The 17,398-nt window shown below is 66.8% G+C and carries 16 protein-coding genes; 14 read left to right on the top strand and 2 right to left on the bottom strand.

The genetic code is table 11. The features are described from left to right. The first annotated feature begins 190 nt into the window (after positions 1-190). The 4 genes from E4J89_RS02760 to E4J89_RS02775 all read left to right on the top strand — a co-directional run bounded on the left by E4J89_RS02760 (position 191) and on the right by E4J89_RS02775 (position 6,328). Complete coding sequence (locus E4J89_RS02760; protein ID WP_136784602.1) at positions 191-3,970, top strand: multifunctional oxoglutarate decarboxylase/oxoglutarate dehydrogenase thiamine pyrophosphate-binding subunit/dihydrolipoyllysine-residue succinyltransferase subunit; 3,780 nt, start codon at positions 191-193, stop codon at positions 3,968-3,970. Between the two features lie 98 nt (positions 3,971-4,068). Beyond that, positions 4,069-4,668 carry a GDSL-type esterase/lipase family protein gene (locus E4J89_RS02765; RefSeq protein WP_205754384.1) on the top strand — a complete coding sequence of 200 codons (600 nt, stop codon included), beginning with the start codon at positions 4,069-4,071 and terminating at the stop codon, positions 4,666-4,668. 239 nt (positions 4,669-4,907) lie between these two features. Continuing rightward, positions 4,908-5,732: a DUF4097 family beta strand repeat-containing protein gene (locus tag E4J89_RS02770; RefSeq protein WP_136784604.1), complete on the top strand. Its 825-nt coding sequence runs from the start codon at positions 4,908-4,910 to the stop codon at positions 5,730-5,732. Continuing rightward, positions 5,732-6,328: a PadR family transcriptional regulator gene (locus E4J89_RS02775; RefSeq protein ID WP_136784605.1), complete on the top strand. Its 597-nt coding sequence runs from the start codon at positions 5,732-5,734 to the stop codon at positions 6,326-6,328. Before E4J89_RS02770 ends, E4J89_RS02775 begins: the two co-directional genes overlap by 1 nt. Before the next feature lie 309 nt (positions 6,329-6,637). On the opposite strand, the gene rsrA is transcribed toward E4J89_RS02775, so the two are convergent. Both rsrA and E4J89_RS02785 read right to left on the bottom strand, forming a co-directional pair. Continuing rightward, the gene (rsrA, locus tag E4J89_RS02780; RefSeq protein WP_136784606.1) at positions 6,638-6,901 is read right to left on the bottom strand and encodes a mycothiol system anti-sigma-R factor; all 264 of its coding nucleotides are present in this window, start codon (positions 6,899-6,901) and stop codon (positions 6,638-6,640) included. Continuing rightward, entirely contained in the window at positions 6,898-7,602 is a 705-nt protein-coding gene (locus E4J89_RS02785) for a sigma-70 family RNA polymerase sigma factor (RefSeq protein WP_136784607.1), read from the bottom strand. The genes rsrA and E4J89_RS02785 overlap by 4 nt, the downstream gene beginning before the upstream one ends. 330 nt (positions 7,603-7,932) lie before the next feature. On the opposite strand from E4J89_RS02785, the gene E4J89_RS02790 reads away from it, so the two are divergent. The 10 genes from E4J89_RS02790 (at position 7,933) to E4J89_RS02835 (ending at position 17,396) form a co-directional block, all read left to right on the top strand. Beyond that, positions 7,933-8,514 carry a DoxX family protein gene (locus tag E4J89_RS02790; protein ID WP_136784608.1) on the top strand — a complete coding sequence of 194 codons (582 nt, stop codon included), beginning with the start codon at positions 7,933-7,935 and terminating at the stop codon, positions 8,512-8,514. Between the two features lie 11 nt (positions 8,515-8,525). After that, positions 8,526-9,839, top strand: a complete 1,314-nt coding sequence (gene aroA, locus E4J89_RS02795; protein WP_240691662.1) for a 3-phosphoshikimate 1-carboxyvinyltransferase — start codon at positions 8,526-8,528, stop codon at positions 9,837-9,839. 2 nt (positions 9,840-9,841) lie between these two features. Beyond that, on the top strand, positions 9,842-10,945 hold the full coding sequence (gene rsgA, locus E4J89_RS02800) for a ribosome small subunit-dependent GTPase A (protein WP_136784610.1): 1,104 nt from the start codon (positions 9,842-9,844) through the stop codon (positions 10,943-10,945). A 66-nt stretch (positions 10,946-11,011) separates the two neighbouring features. After that, positions 11,012-11,896 carry a histidinol-phosphatase gene (hisN, locus tag E4J89_RS02805; protein WP_240691663.1) on the top strand — a complete coding sequence of 295 codons (885 nt, stop codon included), beginning with the start codon at positions 11,012-11,014 and terminating at the stop codon, positions 11,894-11,896. A gap of 24 nt (positions 11,897-11,920) precedes the next feature. Then, positions 11,921-12,679 (top strand): class I SAM-dependent methyltransferase, encoded by a 759-nt coding sequence (locus E4J89_RS02810; RefSeq protein WP_136784611.1) that lies wholly within the window; start codon positions 11,921-11,923, stop codon positions 12,677-12,679. A 91-nt stretch (positions 12,680-12,770) separates the two neighbouring features. Further along, positions 12,771-13,685 (top strand): metal ABC transporter substrate-binding protein, encoded by a 915-nt coding sequence (locus tag E4J89_RS02815; RefSeq protein WP_205754385.1) that lies wholly within the window; start codon positions 12,771-12,773, stop codon positions 13,683-13,685. Further along, positions 13,682-14,461, top strand: a complete 780-nt coding sequence (locus tag E4J89_RS02820; protein ID WP_205754386.1) for a metal ABC transporter ATP-binding protein — start codon at positions 13,682-13,684, stop codon at positions 14,459-14,461. Before E4J89_RS02815 ends, E4J89_RS02820 begins: the two co-directional genes overlap by 4 nt. Next, entirely contained in the window at positions 14,448-15,344 is an 897-nt protein-coding gene (locus E4J89_RS02825) for a metal ABC transporter permease (RefSeq protein WP_205754387.1), read from the top strand. Before E4J89_RS02820 ends, E4J89_RS02825 begins: the two co-directional genes overlap by 14 nt. 44 nt (positions 15,345-15,388) lie before the next feature. Continuing rightward, complete coding sequence (locus E4J89_RS02830) at positions 15,389-16,114, top strand: metal-dependent transcriptional regulator (RefSeq protein ID WP_136784614.1); 726 nt, start codon at positions 15,389-15,391, stop codon at positions 16,112-16,114. A gap of 181 nt (positions 16,115-16,295) precedes the next feature. Next, positions 16,296-17,396: a glutamate--cysteine ligase gene (locus tag E4J89_RS02835; RefSeq protein ID WP_136784615.1), complete on the top strand. Its 1,101-nt coding sequence runs from the start codon at positions 16,296-16,298 to the stop codon at positions 17,394-17,396. Positions 17,397-17,398: the final 2 nt, after the last annotated feature.

Genomic DNA, 17,398 nt, shown 5'->3' on the forward strand with positions numbered 1-17,398 from the left:
ATGTTCGGCGGCGCGGGCGGTAAAGATTAGCCTGCGTTGCGAAAGTGTCATTAGACTGGCTACTGGTCCAGATCTAGTGCGCGCCAGACGCGCACTCGCAATTCCGCTGCTGACGGCAGGTCCGGAAGGCAGCCAGGGAAGCGTGTGATCTGCAGGGCAAGCGGCAACTCACGGAAGAGGCGTATTACAAGTGCCAGAGCATCCCAACCTTCGTCTACCCGAGGAATTTGGCGGTAACGAATGGCTCGTTGACGAAATCTACGAGCAGTACCTCCAAGACAAGAATTCCGTGGACAAGAAATGGTGGAGCATCTTCGAAGCGGCCAATGGCGCCGGCAATTCGAACGACACTGCTGCTTCCGCGCAGTCCCCGTCCCGCCCCGCTCCGGTGAAGGACACCCCCAAGGCCTCGGGTGAGAGCACTGCCACCGATCGGACCGGAACCAAGCCCATTCCCGCCGACACCCCGCCGGCACCCAACACATCCACCGATAAGGCCGCTGCCCCGGCCAAGCCCGCCCCGAAGGCGGAGCCGAAGCCGGCACCGATCCCGGCCCAGCTGCCCAAGTCCGCGCCCAGCGCCGTCGCCGAAGAGGACACCGTCTCCGTGCTCCGCGGACCGGCCAAGGCCATCGCGACCAACATGGACGCCAGCCTCAGCGTGCCCACCGCAACCACGGTGCGCGCCGTTCCGGCCAAGCTGCTGATCGACAACCGTGTGGTGATCAACTCCAACTTGGCCCGCGCCCGTGGCGGCAAGGTCTCCTTCACCCACCTGATCGGCTACGCCGTGGTCAAGGCGCTGGGCCAGTTCCCCAGCCAGAATGTCCACTACGACGAGATCGACGGCAAGCCGGCGGCTGTCCAGCCGGCCCACGTGAACTTCGGCATTGCCATCGACATGCCCAAGCCGGACGGCACCCGCCTGCTGGTGGTGCCGAACATCAAGCGCGCCGAGACGATGAACTTCTCCGAGTTCTGGCACACCTACGAGGACCTGATCAAGCGGGCCCGCGCGGGCAAGCTGACCGCGGACGACTACGCCGGCACGACTGTCTCACTGACGAACCCGGGCGGCATCGGGACCGTCCACTCCGTGCCCAGGCTGTCCAAGGGCCAGGCCACCATCGTGGGCGTCGGCGCCCTCGAGTACCCGGCCGAATTCCGCGGCGCGAGCGAGAAGACCATTGCCACCCAAGGCGTCGGCAAGATCATCACCCTGACCTCCACCTATGACCACCGCGTGATCCAGGGTGCGGGCTCGGGCGAGTTCCTGCGCCTGGTCGAATCGCTGCTGCTGGGCGAGCAGGGCTTCTACGACGAAATCTTCGAAGCGCTGCGCATCCCCTATGAGCCGGTCCGCTGGCGCGCGGACAACCAGGTGGATGTCGAGCTGCAGGTCAACAAGATTGCCCGCATCCAGCAGCTGGTCCACGCTTACCGCGTGCGCGGCCACCTGATGGCGGACACCAACCCGTTGGAATACGTCCAGCGCAAGCACCCGGACCTGGACATCAACACCTACGGACTGACCCTGTGGGACCTGGACCGTGAGTGGGTCACCGGCGGATTCGGCGGCGCCGACCGCCTGAAGCTGCGCGACATCCTCGGCGTGCTGCGCGACGCCTACTGCCGCACCACCGGCATTGAGTACATGCACATCCAGGATCCGGCCGAGCGCGAGTGGTTCCAGAACGAGCTGGAGCGCCCCTACGCGAAGCCCAGCCGGGAAGAGCAGCTGCGCGTCCTGGGCAAGCTGAACGCCGCCGAAGCGTTCGAGACCTTCCTGCAGACCAAGTTCGTGGGCCAGAAGCGCTTTTCCCTGGAGGGCGGCGAATCCCTGATTCCGCTGCTGGATGCAGTCATTTCCGACGCCGCGGACGACGGCCTGGACGAAGTGGCCATCGGCATGGCCCACCGCGGCCGGCTGAACGTGCTGACGAACATTGCCGGCAAGACCTACGCACAGGTGTTCCGCGAGTTCGAGGGCACCCAGGACCCGCGCAGCGTCCAGGGCTCCGGTGACGTAAAGTACCACCTGGGCACCGAAGGGAAATTCACCTCCGACAACGGCAACGAGACCAAGGTCTACCTGGCCGCCAACCCCTCCCACTTGGAGGCCGTTGACCCGGTACTGGAGGGCATCGTCCGCGCCAAGCAGGACCGCCTGGACCGCGGCGACGAGTTCCCGGTGCTGCCAATCATGATCCACGGCGACGCTGCCTTCGCCGGCCAGGGCGTGGTGGCGGAAACCCTGAACCTCTCCCAGCTGCGCGGCTACCGCACCGGCGGCACCGTGCACATTGTGGTCAACAACCAGGTCGGTTTCACCACCTCGCCGCACTCCTCGCGGTCCTCGGTGTACTCGACCGACGTGGCCAAGATGATCCAGGCTCCGGTCTTCCACGTGAACGGCGATGATCCGGAAGCCGTGGTCCGCGTGGGCCAGATGGCCTACGAGTACCGCCAGCGTTTCCACAAGGACGTCGTCATCGACATGGTCTGCTACCGCCGCCGCGGGCACAACGAGGGCGACGATCCCTCGATGACGCAGCCGATGATGTACAACCTGATCGAGGCCAAGCGTTCCACCCGCAAGCTGTACACCGAGGCCCTGGTGGGTCGCGGCGACATCACGCAAGACGAGGCGGACCAGGCACTGCGCGACTACCAGGAACGGCTGGAGCGCGTCTTCGCCGAAACCCACGCCGCGCAGACCTCGCCGATCCCGATCATCACCAAGGACTCGGCAGCCGTCTCCGATTTGGAGCGCCCGCTGTCGCAGCAGGCCGAGGATAAGGACAAGGTGCCCTCCGGCACCGCCATCTCCGCGGAGACGATGGCGAAGATCGGCCAGGCGCATCTGGCCATCCCGGAAAGCTTCACCGTCCACCCGAAGCTGAAGGCCCTGCTGGAGCGCCGCGAGCAGATGTCCCGCGAAGGCAACATCGACTGGGGCTTCGGCGAACTGGCCGCTTTCGGTTCGCTGCTGATGGAAGGTGTCCCGGTGCGCTTGGCCGGCCAGGACTCCCGCCGCGGCACCTTCGTGCAGCGCCACGCCGTCTTCCACGACCGCGTGAGCGGCGAAGAGTGGGCGCCGCTGAGCCATCTGTCCGATGACCAGGCGAAGCTGTGGATTTACGACTCGCTGCTGTCCGAGTACGCGGCCATGGGCTTCGAATACGGCTATTCGGTGGAGCGGCCGGATGCGCTGGTGCTCTGGGAGGCGCAGTTCGGCGACTTCGTCAACGGCGCCCAGACCGTGATCGACGAGTTCATCTCCTCCGCCGAGCAGAAGTGGGGCCAGCGTTCCTCGCTGGTGCTGATGCTGCCGCACGGCTACGAAGGCCAGGGCCCGGACCACTCGTCCGCCCGGATCGAGCGCTTCCTGCAGATGTGCGCCGAGGACAACATGATCGTGGCCAACCCGACCACCCCGGCCTCGCACTTCCACCTGCTGCGCCGCCAGGCCTACAACCGGCCGCGCAAGCCGCTGATCATCTTCACGCCGAAGCAGCTGCTGAGGCTGAAGGCCGCTGCCGCCAAGGTCGAGGACTTCACCACCGGCACGTTCCAGCCGGTGATCGGGGATGTCCAGGACCTCAACGGCCAGGACGTTGACCGCGTGGTGCTGGTCTCCGGCCGGCTCTACTACGACCTGCTGGCCGCTCGCCAGAAGAACTCGGACACCAAGACCGCACTCATCCGGGTGGAGCAGCTGTACCCGCTGCCGGTTGAGGAGATCCAGGCGGAACTGGCGAAGTACCCGAACGCCGAGGTGGTCTGGGCTCAGGACGAGCCCGCCAACCAGGGCCCGTGGCCGTTCATGGGCCTGTACCTGCCGGAGGCTTTGGACCGGCCACTGCGCCTGGTGTCCCGCCCGGCATCCGCTGCGACCTCCACCGGCTCGGCCAAGCGCCACGCCGTGGAGCAGGACGTTCTGGTCAAGAAGGCCTTTGAACGCCGGTAAGTAGGATAGTGGGCGGGGGGCCGCAGGGCGCCCCGCCCACTTTCTTTTAAGCACCGTTCCAAGCACTGTCTCCAGCCCGTCGAACCAGAAAGCTACTTGTGGAGCAACGCAGAATCAGGATCGCCGCCGTAGGTGAACAACTGCTGGCCGGCGTGGGAGACCCGCGCGCCCTCGGATGGTTGGGCCGAACCCTGGCCCGGACCAACCCTGAACCAGCCACCCTGGAGTCCTTCGTCCTGGCATCGCCGAACGAAGGGACGGAGGAACTGGTCGGCCGCTGGCTCCAGGAAGCCGGCCGGCGTTTCGATGACGGCTTCGAAAACCGGCTGATCATCGGCCTGTCCGGCCGCGACCTCGACCTCGGCTTGTCCACGGCCCGCAGCAGGCTCAACCTGGCGAACATTCTCGACGGCGCGGCGCAGCTCAGCGTCAAAGTCTTCGTGGTCGGTCCGCCGCCCGGGCTGGACGCCGCGCGCAATTCCCAGCTCGCCGAGCTGTCGACCGCCTTCGGCGATGTCACCACGCGCCGCAAACACGTCTTCGTGGACACCTTCACACCCCTGCTCAACCACGAGCAGTGGCGCACCGACCTGGCCGGCAACGGCGGAACCCCCGGCCAGGCGGGCTACGGCTTGCTGGCGTGGCTGGTCCTGCACCGGGGCTGGTATCCGTGGCTGGACCTGCCCGAACCCTTCTAGCGGCCACGCCCCGATGAACCTCGGGGCAACTCCTTACAGTTCCCAGACGGCGGGACCGGCACTGCTCCGGTTCCGCCGTTCTGTGTCTGCTCCTGTCGCTGACCCCTACTGCTCCTGTTACTGGACCTGCTGCCCCGCACGGCACACCCCTTGCCAGCGGCCAAATCGCGATATATCGTGTCTCCCATAACGAGATATATCGCGTCGGGAGCGGTGTATCACTACAGGCAGGACAAGTCATGAACGATACGTGGAGCATCGGCGGTCCACAGACCATCGAGGTTGACGAGGTTCGCGCGCTCAAAGCCTCCATCGTCAAGGGGCGGCTGGACATTATCGTGCACGATGAGCCGGCCGTCAGGGTGGAGGTATCCGAGGTCATCGGCGCACCGCTGGAAATGACCCTGCGCGGCGGCGTGCTGGAGATCAGCCACCACAAGGGCGGCGAGGGCGCTTGGGGGTTCTTGGCGCGGCAGGTCAATCTGGCGGTCTCCGGCTACCGGGAGGAGGCCGTGATCAGCATCGCCCTGCCCCGGGACGTCGCGGTCAAGGCGTCCACCGTCAGCGGGGACGGCCTGGTCAGTGGCACCGCTGCCAACGTGGACTTGAATACGGTGTCCGGCTCCATGATGGCTGACCAGACCTCCGGCGTGCTCACGGTCAATACCGTCAGCGGAGAAATCATTGTTCGACACCACAGCGGCACCCTGGCGGTGAAGAGTGTCTCCGGCGAGGTCACGGCGTCCGGCGACCTGGGCCACATCCGGGCCAGCACGGTCAGCGGCGACCTGAGCTTTGACCTGCAGGGCGCACCCCAGGATCTGGCCGTCAATTCCGTATCCGGCAACGTCACCGTTCGGGTGCCCGAACACTATGGCGTGGATGTGGCGGCTTCCTCGGCCACGGGCAGCATCACCGTCAACGACCAAAAGTTCTTCGGCTTCTCGGAGAAAGTGAAGACCCGGATAGGCCCCGAAGGCCGCGGGCTCACCGTCCGGTCCAGTACCGTCTCGGGCACCTTGGCGGTTTTCCACCGGGACACGGCCGGAAGCCAGGTGAACTGATGCCTCCGGTATTCGCCCACGGTGCCCTTCGGCTCTACCTGCTCGCCCTGGTGGCAGAAGGAGACAAGCATGGTTATGACATCATCCGTGCCCTCAGCGACCGGTTTGGCGGCACCTACTCCCCCAGCGCGGGCACCGTTTATCCCCGGCTGGCGAAACTTGAGGAGGAAGGACTGGTTGCCACCGTCTCGGACGGACGGCGCACGGTCTACAGCATCACCGATGCCGGACGGCGGGAACTGGCCGCCCGACAGGGCGAGCTGGCCGACGTCGAAGCTGATATCTCCGCCTCCGTGCGGCGACTGGCCGACGGGCTGCGGGACGAACTGCGCAGCTCCATGAAAGGACTGCGCGCCGATCTCGCGGCCTCGGCCGAGGCCGCCCGCAGCACGGCCAGGAATTCTCCGCGGGCGGCGGATGCTGCCGGGGTCCGTACGGTGAAGGAGCTGGAGCACCTACTCAATGACTTCCGCGACGATGTCCGGGTGCGCCTGCGCCGGCGCAGCGCCACCGGATCAGTCGACGAAGTTGCCGTGCAGACCATACGGACGGTGCTGGACCAAGCCAAAGCGTCCATCACCGCGGCCTTGCGCTGACTTCCATGCGCAGTTCGCTCTGCGGGGAGCTCCGTCAGTTAGGAGCAGGCGCGGGCATGTGAAAGACTGGTGCGCAGTTCTTTTACATCCAGCAAAGGAGGCAGCTATGAGCAAGCGTGCACGCAAGCGCCGTGACCGTAAGCGCGGCGGCGCAAACCACAGCAAGCGCCCCAACACCTAAGCGGTTGGGCACCAGCCCGCGCGGCTGATGCTGCTGACGAAAGAACCCCCGCGCCCATGTGGGCGGCGGGGGTTCTTCCGTTGTTGCTGCGGGCCGGCAGCGCCGGGGAGTCCGGCCGGCCGATCAAGCTAAACGGTGTCGGATTCCCTGATGTGGCCGATCTTGTCCAAGATGCGCTCCTTGAGGGTCTGCGGTGCGGCTTCCTGGCAGGAGCGCTTCACCACCGAGCGGATCAGGCATTCCAGATTGTGTTCTTCGGCGCACTCTTGGCAACTGTCCAGATGCGCCTTGATCTCCGCGAGGTCGTCGCGGGAGAGTGCGCCGTCAACGTACTCGTAAATCCGTTGCATCCGGTCGTCTTCGCAGTCGCCCAGTCCGTGGCAGTCGCTCATTTGACGTTCTCCTGTTGTGTCCCCACCGCCGCCGCGGCGTTTTTCCTGTCCTTGGTACTGCCCATGCCGCGTTCGTGCGCGTAGTCAGCAAGCAGTTCGCGCAACAGCTTGCGTCCCCGGTGCAGGCGGGACATCACGGTACCAATGGGGGTGTTCATGATTTCCGATATTTCCTTGTACGCGAAGCCCTCTACATCAGAGAAGTAAACGGCCAACCGGAATTCCTCCGGGATGGCCTGGAGGGCGTTCTTCACATCAGAATCCGGCAGGTGGTCCAAGGCCTCCGCTTCCGCAGACCGCAGTCCCGAGGAAGTGTGGGAGGCCGCCTGGAACATCTGCCAGTCCTCTACCTGGTCCGTATTGGACTGTTGCGGTTCGCGCTGGCGCTTCCGGTAGAGGTTGATGTAAGTGTTCGTCAGGATCCGGTACAGCCAGGCCTTGAGGTTGGTCCCGGGTTTGTACTGGTGAAAAGCCGAGAACGCCTTGGTGTAGGCCTCCTGCACCAAGTCCTCGGCATCGCTGGGATTGCGTGCCATCCGCATCGCGGCCGAGTACAGCTGGTCCACATACTGCATGGCGTCGCGCTCAAAGCGGGCGCGGCGCTCTTCGGCAGTTTCCGTCTGGACGTCAACCTCGTCCGGCTGCCCCGTTGTTTCTGGGCTGCTGCGGTTTGTGGCGGCGTCCGAATTGTCAGTCGTCATTGGCTCCCAGTCTACGCTGAGCTTCACGACCCCCTGGGCCGGTGCCGCGCCGTCTACCGACCCCGCGGGGGCCGGCTCGGCAAGCGCTGTAGTCACAGGTTTTCCCTTCGTTCCGACACATGGTGGACCGGAGACAATGCACCGGTTGTTCCTCTGATGCGTAACGCTCGATGCGGGACGGCTATTCCCTTCCGCTGATGGACAAACCCTCAGGCAAGGTGTGCGGTGCCAACAAAAGTGCCAGACTAGTGTCCAGTGCCGCCTTCCCGCGGTCCGGCCAATGGGAAGGGCACAGATCCTTCGACGCACGCCGACGCCCAGGAGGCTTCCATGTCAATCGTCCGCCTTGCCGCCCGTCCCCTGCTGGCCACCAGCTTTGTAGCCACCGGCATCGACCGCCTGCGCCACGCAGAGGAAACAGCTGCCTCCTTGCGGCCGCTGGTTCAGCAGACAGAATCCGTCTTTCCCGCGGCAGGAGCGTTGGCGGGGCAAGAGAAGACGATTGCACGCGTCATCGGCGCAGCCCAGGTCGGCGCAGGCGTCCTGCTGGGCATGGGCAAGTTCTCCCGCCTGGCAGCGGCGCTGCTGGCCGGCACCACCGCGGTTAACACCCTGGTCGAATACCGGGCCGCCGATTCCACCACTCCGGAAGCCAGACGAGACCGCCGCAACCGGCTCCTGAAGAACCTGTCGCTGGCCGGAGCGGTCATGCTGGCCGCAGTCGACACCGCCGGCAAGCCGGGCCTGGTCTGGCGTGCCGAGCATCTGGCGGCCGACGCCCGGCGCAACGTCCGCTCGATCAGCAGGGGTGCGCGCCGCAATGCCGCGTCGATGGGCAAAGACGCCCGCAAGCAACTGAAGAAGGCAGAGCGCACAGTGCGGGAAGCCACCGCGGACGTGGTGGGATCCTGAACGAAATGCCCATGGTTGCCCAGAGCTGGCCGGCTCCCTATGCAGAGAAACCGATCGACGCAACGGTCCAGATCCCTGCTTCCAAATCCCTGACCAACCGGTATCTGGTGCTCGCGGCGTTGGCCGACGGCCCGTCCCGGCTGCGCGCCCCGCTGCATTCACGTGACACCTTCCTGATGGTGGCAGCCCTTCGGTCCTTGGGTGCCCGGATTACCGAGACGGTGGGAGACGGCCGGTTCGGCCCCGACCTGCTGGTGGAGCCGATTGATCCGGCGCACCCACTGGGGAGTGCCGGTATCGACTGCGGTCTGGCCGGCACCGTCATGCGCTTCGTGCCGCCGCTGGCAGCACTGTGCACGGGAGAGTTGGAGTTCGACGGCGACGCGGCTGCACGGCGCCGGCCGATGTCCCCCACCATCGATGCCCTGCGCCAACTGGGTGTGGAAGTGGACGACGGCGGACGCGGCAGCCTCCCCTTCCGCATCACCGGCACCGGCAGCGTGCCCGGCAGTCATCTGGCGATCGATGCCAGCGCGTCCTCACAATTCGTCTCTGCCCTGCTGCTGGTGGCTCCGCGCTTCCGCGACGGCCTGCATCTGGAGCACGTCGGCGAGCGCGTGCCGAGCCTGGACCACATCGCCATGACGGTCCGGTTGCTGCGCGACCTCGGCGTGAGCGTGGACGACTCCCGCCCGAACCACTGGGTGGTCTCCCCCGGTCCGATCCGCGCCTTCGATACCCGGATCGAGCAAGACCTCTCCAACGCCGGCCCATTCCTGGCCGCCGCGTTGGCCACCCGCGGCCGGATCAGGGTGCCGAATTGGCCGGCTTCCACCACCCAGGTGGGCGACGCCTGGCGGGACATCCTGCCCCGGCTCGGCGCCACGGTCACACTGGAAGACGGGACGCTGACCGTAGTCGGCGGCGAAAAGATCACCGGCGCCGACCTTGCCGATACCAGCGAACTGGCTCCCACCGCGGCGGCCCTGTGCGCGCTGGCCGACGGCGAGTCCCGGCTGAGCGGCATTGCCCACCTGCGCGGGCACGAAACCGACCGCTTGGCTGCCTTGGTGGCGGAAATCAACCGACTGGGCGGCGACGCCGAAGAGACGGCCGACGGGCTGCTGATCCGGCCCCGGCCGCTGCACGGTGGGTTGTTCCACTCCTACGAAGACCACCGCATGGCTACGGCCGGCGCCATCATCGGCCTGGCTGTGCGCGGCGTGGAGGTGGAGGATATCGGGACGACGGCGAAGACCATGCCCGAGTTCCCGCAGCTCTGGCAGGAAATGTACTCTGCCGCACCGGCACCCACCGAGGGCTGACGGTGGCGCGTAGTACTGGAAGCTGGGACGAGTCGGATGTGCGCATCCGCCCCAACAAGCGCGGCACGCGGCCGCGCACCAAGGACCGTCCCGCCCACGAAGACGCCGAGCTCGGCCGGATCGTGACCGTCGACCGTGGCCGCTACACCGCCGTCGTCGCTGAAGACACACCGGACGAGCGCACCGTCGTCGCGGCCCGCGCCCGGGAGTTGCGCCGCACACCGGTGGTGGCCGGAGATTTCGTGGCCCTGGTGGGCGACGTTTCCGGCGAACCGGACAGCCTGGCCCGGCTGGTCCGGGTGGAGGAACGCCGGACGCTGCTGCGGCGCAGCGCGGATGATACCGACCCGGTGGAGCGCGTGGTGGTGGCGAATGCGGATCAGCTGGTCATTGTGGTGGCCGCGGCCAATCCCGAACCCCGGACCGGGTTCATCGACCGGGCGCTGGTGGCGGCGTACGACGCCGGGATCAGCCCGCTGCTGTGCGTGACCAAAGCGGACCTGAAGGATCCCGCCGAGCTGTTGTCCAACTACACCCATCTGGACCTGCCGGTGATCGTCAGCCGCACAGCGGACGTGGACGCTGCCGGCGTGGATACGCTCTCCGACGAGGGCCTGTCCGCCCGGCTGGATACCGAGGCTGTGGCAGAGCTGCGCGGTTACCTCGACGGGAAGGTCACCGTCACCCTGGGTCATTCGGGCGTCGGCAAATCCACCATGGTCAATGCGCTGACCGGCGCCCAGCGTGCCACCGGCGGGGTCAACGCCGTCACCGGGCGCGGCCGGCACACGTCGTCGTCGGCGTTGGCGCTGAAAGTCCTGGACGCGCCGGCCGGCACCTGGATCATCGACACTCCCGGCATCCGCTCCTTCGGATTGGCCCACGTGGATCCCGACCGCATCCTGTCGGCCTTCCCGGATCTGGAGCCTGGTACTGCCGACTGCGCGCGCGGCTGCAAGCACGACGCGTCTGCCATCGACTGCGGTCTGGACGCCTATGTGGCTGACGGCGGTGCCGGCGACGCCGGGGCGGTCCGGCTGGCGTCGCTGCGCCGTTTGTTGGGCGCCGAGGAACGGCCGGAGGCCAAAGAGCTCGGCACGGTCTAGGTTCGCTGCCCGGTTGCGGGCGCTGCCTCCCGCGTCCGCACTGCACTTACCGATAGGTTGAAACCTATGACCCACGCTCCGCAAACCTACAACGACGATCTGCGCCTGGCCCACGTGATGGCCGACTCCGTGGATGCGCAGACCATGGCCCGGTTCAAGGCCCTTGACCTGAAGGTGGAGACCAAGCCGGACCTCACTCCGGTCACCGACGCCGACCGCGCCGCCGAAGAAGCCATCCGCGGGCAGCTGTCCCGGTCCCGGCCGCGGGATGCGGTGCTGGGCGAAGAGTTCGGCAGCAGCGGACACGGCACCCGCCGGTGGATCATCGACCCGATTGACGGCACCAAGAACTTTGTCCGCGGCGTACCCGTCTGGGCCACCCTGATCGCACTGGTGGACGAGGGGCAGCCGGTGGTGGGCCTGGTCAGTGCGCCGGCACTGGGCAAGCGGTGGTGGGCGGCCAAGGGAACCGGCGCCTACACCGGGCGTTCGCTGGCCGCTGCCACCCGGCTGCAGGTTTCCGCCGTGGACCGGCTGGAGGATGCGTCGATGTCCTATTCCAGCCTGAGCGGCTGGAAGGAACGCGGAAACCTGGACGACTTCCTCGAGCTGACCGAATCGGTCTGGCGCACCCGCGCGTTCGGCGACTTCTGGTCCTACTGCCTGGTGGCCGAAGGCGCCGTGGACATTGCCTGCGAACCGGAGCTGAATCTCTACGACATGGCCGCTTTGGTGCCGATCGTGACCGAAGCCGGCGGCAGGTTCAGCTCGCTGGAGGGCGAAGACGGCCCGTTCGGCGGCAATGCGCTGGCCACCAACGGCCTGCTGCATCAGACCGCGCTGCACCGCCTGAACCCCGAACTGCGCGGCCAGCGACCGGCCGGATCGGCCACCGCGGCGTACGACGACGAAGCAGCCGGCAGCACCGACGCCGGCGGCGAGGGCCGGTAACCGGCCGCTGTACAAGGAGCACACGTGGCACACGGCGGCCCCCGGATGGACGATGATCGGCGCCGGGCCTACGGCGACACCTTCCAGCAGGGCGGCGAACACTACGACCGCATCCGTCCCGGGTACCCGGACGAGGCGGTGGACTGGCTGCTGCCGGCCCACGCCCGCACCGCCGCTGATCTGGGTGCCGGCACCGGGAAGTACACGGCTGCGTTGGCCGCGCGGGGACTGCAGGTGCTTGCGGTGGACCCGTCTGCTGACATGCTCGCCCAGCTGCAGCGCAACCTGCCCGGCGTGGCCACCGTGGTGGGTACCGCGGAGCAGACCGGGATCGCCGATGCCAGCATGGATGTTGTCACCGTGGCCCAAGCCTGGCACTGGACGGACCCGCTCCGGGCCAGTACCGAGGCCGCCCGCATCCTCAAGCCCGGCGGCGTCTTGGGATTGGTCTGGAACCAGTTGGACACCGGCGTGCCGTGGGTGCACCGGCTCACCCGCATCATGCACGCCGGCGATGTGCTAAAACCGGATTTCCGTCCCCGCATCGGACCGGAGTTCAGCGGGCTGGAAGGGCACGATACCCACTGGCAGGACCCGCTCAGCACGCTCGATGTGATGGAGCTGGCCAAGACCCGCAGCTATTACCTGCGCGCCAACGAGGCAACCCGGAGCAAAGTGCTGGCCAACCTGGACTGGTACCTCCACGACCATCTGGGCCACTCCCCCGGGGCGCCGATCGGGCTGCCCTACCTGACCCACAGCTGGCGGGCGCGGGCAGCCTGAGCTCCGGGACGCCGCCCCGGGCGTCCCCACGGGCGCCGTCACAGACATGCCGCGGCTTGTCATGAGGCCAGCCGTCCGGCAAAATTTAGGCATGCCGAAATATTGGGTGAAGGTATGCCTGCTGGCCGTTGCCGCCATGCTGGCGGTGGCCGGCTGCGCCCCTGCTCCCGCACCAACCGCGGCCTCGGCCGACGACCGGCCGCTGGTCCTGACCACGTTCACCGTGTTGGCGGACATGGCCAACAAGATTGGCGGCGGACACGTGGAGGTCATCTCCATCACCAAGATCGGCGCGGAAATCCACGGCTACCAGCCCACGCCGTCGGACTTGATCAAAGCGCAGCATGCCGACCTGATCCTGGACAACGGGCTGGGGCTGGAACGCTGGTTCGCGCGGTTCCTGAACGCCGTCCCGGCCCCGCATGTGGTCCTCAGCGAGGGTGTGGAGCCGGTGAATATCACTGCCGGAAACTTTGAGGGCCGCCCCAATCCGCACGCCTGGATGTCGCCGGAAGCCGCCAAAATCTACGTGGACAACATCGTGCGTGCCTTCAGCGACCTGGCGCCCGAGCACGCCGATGATTTCCGGCGCAACGGCGCGGCCTACCGCGGGGAACTGGACAAGCTGATGGACGGCCTGAAGGCTGCCTTCGCCCACCCGGCGGCCGTTCCCGCCCTGGTCAGCTGCGAGGGGGCCTTCTCCTACCTGGCCCGCGACGCCGGGCTGCACGAGGCCTACCTCTGGCCGGTGAACTCGGACGCCGAGGGAACGCCCCGGCAGATCAAAGAAGTCATCGGACAGGTCCGCGAACACCGGGTCCCGACGGTGTTCTGCGAATCGACCGTCAACCCGGAATCGATGCGCCAGGTGGCGAAAGCCACGGGCGCCCGGTTCGTCACGCCGCTGTACGTAGACTCGCTCTCCGGCCCCAATGGACCGGTGCCCACCCACCTGGAGCTGATCAAGCACGACATCTCCCTGATCAAGGAAGGACTGGCGCCGTGAGCACACACGTCATTCCGGCCGGGTCCCCCGCTATCTCGGTGGCCAGCCTGCATGTGGCCTATAACGACGTCGTCGCGCTGGATGACGTCAGCGCAACGGTGGCCCTGGGGACCATCTGCGGGCTGATCGGCGTCAACGGCTCCGGCAAGTCCACGCTGTTCAAGTCGCTGATGGGTCTGGCGCATCCCACCTCCGGCACCGTGGAACTGTTCGGTCTCCCGCCCCGGCAGGCACGGAAGTTGAACCTGGTCAGCTACGTTCCACAGTCCGAAGATGTCGATTGGACCTTCCCGGTGTCGGTGCGGGATGTGGTGATGATGGGCCGCTACGGCCGGCTGGGCCCGATGCGCCGGCCGCACCGCGGGGACCGCGAAGCCGTGGAAGCGGCGCTGGAACGGACCGGACTGAGCCACCTGCAGCAACGGCAGATCGGCGAGCTGTCGGGCGGCCAGCGGAAACGCGCTTTTGTGGCCCGCGGCATCGCGCAGGACGCCGGGCTGCTGCTGCTCGACGAGCCCTTCGCCGGCGTGGACAAGGCCTCCGAAGCAGGCCTGATCTCGCTGCTGAAGGAGCTGCGCCAGGAGGGCAAGACGATCCTGATCTCCACGCACGATCTGGCCGGCATTCCGCAGCTGTGCGACGAGGCGATCCTGCTGCACCAGAAGGTACTGGCGCACGGATCGCCGGCGGAAGTGCTGACCAATGACAACCTGGCCCTGGCCTTCGGCTCCGCGCTGGTCGGCCCCGCGGAAGGAGCCCGCCGTGGACTTGCTTAACTGGCTGCTGGAACCGCTGCAGTACGGTTTCCTGACCCGAGCCCTGCTGGTCACTCTGGCAGCCTCCATCGTCTCCGCGGTGTTGTCCTGCTGGCTGATCTTGATGGGCTGGTCGCTGATGGGCGATGCGGTCTCCCACGCAGTGCTGCCCGGCGTCGCGTTGGCCTACATCGTCGGCGTCCCGTTCTCGCTCGGCGCGTTTATCTTCGGCGCGGCCGCGGTGGCGCTGATCGGCGGTGTGCGCTCCTCCACCCGGCTGAAGGGCGACACCGTCATCGGCGTGGTGTTCACCGCGTTCTTCGCGGCAGGCCTGGCCATCATCTCCAAAACCCCCAGCCAAACCGACCTGCAGCACATCCTGTTCGGCAACGTTCTGGGCGTCAGCGACGGTGAGCTGCTGCAGGTGCTCGGCTTGGGTGCCGTGACGCTGTGCGTGCTGCTGTTCAAGCGGCGCGATCTCACCCTGTTCGCCTTTGACCGCGTCCACGCCCATGCCATCGGGCTGAACACCCGATGGTTGTCGGTGCTGCTGCTCGGGCTGCTGGCGCTGACTGTCGTCGTCGGCCTGCAGGCGGTGGGCATCGTGCTGGTGGTGGCCATGCTGATTACTCCGGGTGCCACGGCCTTCCTGCTGACCCGACGGTTTGACGCGATGCTGGTCATCGCCGCCTCTGTCACCGCCGCGGCCTCGATCGCCGGCATTTATGCCAGCTACTATCTGGACGTCGCGACCGGCGCGGCCGTGGTCCTTGCGCAGGCGCTGGTCTTCCTGGTGGTCTACCTGTCCGCGCCCCGAACCGGGGTAATCTGGCAGTTGGTACGCCGCCGGTCTGCCCGGCGGAGCGACGCCTTACAGCCGGATACCAGCAGCGCCACGCTGTAAGTCTGCAGTCCTTTGAGGACGTACAGAGAGAGGGTGAAACCGCAATGCCACCGGCCAGGAAATCCGCGCTCAGCAGCGGCTCGTCCAGTGTGCAGGACTACGTCAAGGTCATCTATGCCTTCACCGAGTGGCAGGACAAGCCCATCACGTCCTCCCAGCTGGCCGTGCGCCTGGGCGTGGCCAACTCGTCGGTCTCAGAGATGGTGCGCAAGCTGGTGGACCTGCAACTGGTGGACCACCGGCCGTACAGCGCCATTGAACTGACCAGTGCCGGCCGCCGACTGGCTCTGACCATGGTCCGGCGGCACCGGGTCCTGGAGACCTTCCTGGTCCAGGAACTTGGCTATGCCTGGGACGAGGTCCACGACGAGGCCGAACTGCTCGAACACACCGTCTCCGACACCTTCATTAACCGGATGGCGGCCAAGCTGGGCGATCCGCAGCGCGATCCGCACGGCGACCCGATTCCTTCCGCGGACGGCACAGTGCATGTGCCTCATGCCGTGCAATTGGAGGAACTCGACGGCGGGCACACCGGCCGCATCACCCGGATCAGCGACGCCGACGCCGATCTGCTGCGCTTCTTCAGCTCGGAGCAGATCAGGCTCGACGACCGCGTGGAGGTTGTCGGCCGGCGACCCTTCGGCGGTGCCTTGGTGGTGCGTTTTGGCCCCAGCGGATCCGCCCGCGAGCTTGACCTGGGCGACCAGGCGGCCGCGGCGCTGTGGGTGCACAGCGATCCGCACCCGGGCTGCCTGCTCGCCTCCTGAGTACGACGCCGCCCGCGAGCCTTGCGCTGGACGGGGCGGGGTTCAGGACCCCTTCCGAGCGTCCCCTAACACCCCGCCGATTGGGTATTGTCCGGGCTCAGGCGGTCCGGGCCACGCACATAAGCGGCTGCCTATCGGTTAGGCTCGGCATTGTCCGACGTCGGCAGAAGAAAGGTGTCCCATGGCAACTCTGGGAATTGAGGAAGAATACCTGCTGCTGGATCCAACCACCGGGATGCCCGTCCCGATGGCCGACAAGGTCGCCGAAAACCTTGAAGGATCGCTGCATGTTGCCCGCGGGGACATCCAGCGGGAGCTGCTCACTTGCCAGATTGAAACCGCAACCGCGGTCTGCGCCACGCTGACCGAAGCCGAGGAGTCACTGCTGAACTTCCGCCGGGAACTGGATGCAGCCGCCCGGAAGACCGGCGTGCGGGCCGCTGCCACCGGCACCGCACCGCGGATCCAGGACGATTACCCGGAAGTCACGGACAACCAGCGCTACCACCAACTCAAGGCCAGTGCGAAGGGCATTGTGGCCGACCAGTTCGTCAACGGCCAGCACGTCCATGTATCCGTCCCGGACAAGGAAGCCGGAGTGCAGGCCTTGAACCGGATCCGACCGTGGATGCCGGCGGTGGTGGCGCTCAGCGCCAACTCGCCGTACTGGCTGGACCGCGACAGCGGCTTCGGCAGTTGGCGGATTGTGCACTACCGCCGGTGGCCGGTCCAGGGCTGCGCTCCGGTCTTCCGCGACGCCGCCGACTACGAGCGCCGCATCCAGCGCTTGGTGGACTCCGGCGTCATCATTGACCGGGGTGTCCTCACGTGGCTGGCCCGGCTCTCCGACCGCTACCCCACGTTGGAGGTTCGGGCGGCAGATGTGCAGCTCGAGGCCCAGGACGCCGTGTTGATCGCGGCAGTCATCCGGGGCCTGATCACCACGGTGCTGGCCGATGAAGCTGCCTCGCGCACTTTCCTGCAGCCGGAGCCCGAGTTGCTGGATGCCGCCGTGTGGCAGGCCGGACGTCAGGGCCTGTCCGACCGGCTAGTGGACCCGGAGTCGGGCCTGCTGCTGCCGGCACGGGACGTGGTGGGCATGCTGCTGCGCTACATCCGGCCCGCCTTGGAGGATGAGGGCGATTCGGCCTGGGTGGATGCCAGCATAGAACGGCTTTTCGCCACGGGAACCGGAGCCGAACGGCAGCGGAAAGCCATGGAGACCGGTGGTCTGCCGGCGCTGATGGATCTCTACGCAACGTCGCTGACCGCCGAGCCGTAGGC

It is taken from the genome of Arthrobacter sp. CAU 1506, from assembly GCF_005047635.1.
In the GTDB taxonomy this organism is placed as follows: domain Bacteria; phylum Actinomycetota; class Actinomycetes; order Actinomycetales; family Micrococcaceae; genus Crystallibacter.

Coding starts and splice junctions, on each gene's coding strand:
- E4J89_RS02770 (WP_136784604.1), top strand. CDS start 4,908: ATGAACGATACGTGGAGCATCGGCGGTCCACAGACCATCGAGGTTGAC.
- E4J89_RS02775 (WP_136784605.1), top strand. CDS start 5,732: ATGCCTCCGGTATTCGCCCACGGTGCCCTTCGGCTCTACCTGCTCGCC.
- rsrA (WP_136784606.1), bottom strand. CDS start 6,901: ATGAGCGACTGCCACGGACTGGGCGACTGCGAAGACGACCGGATGCAA.
- E4J89_RS02785 (WP_136784607.1), bottom strand. CDS start 7,602: ATGACGACTGACAATTCGGACGCCGCCACAAACCGCAGCAGCCCAGAA.
- E4J89_RS02790 (WP_136784608.1), top strand. CDS start 7,933: ATGTCAATCGTCCGCCTTGCCGCCCGTCCCCTGCTGGCCACCAGCTTT.
- aroA (WP_240691662.1), top strand. CDS start 8,526: ATGGTTGCCCAGAGCTGGCCGGCTCCCTATGCAGAGAAACCGATCGAC.
- hisN (WP_240691663.1), top strand. CDS start 11,012: ATGACCCACGCTCCGCAAACCTACAACGACGATCTGCGCCTGGCCCAC.
- E4J89_RS02815 (WP_205754385.1), top strand. CDS start 12,771: ATGCCGAAATATTGGGTGAAGGTATGCCTGCTGGCCGTTGCCGCCATG.
- E4J89_RS02830 (WP_136784614.1), top strand. CDS start 15,389: ATGCCACCGGCCAGGAAATCCGCGCTCAGCAGCGGCTCGTCCAGTGTG.
- E4J89_RS02835 (WP_136784615.1), top strand. CDS start 16,296: ATGGCAACTCTGGGAATTGAGGAAGAATACCTGCTGCTGGATCCAACC.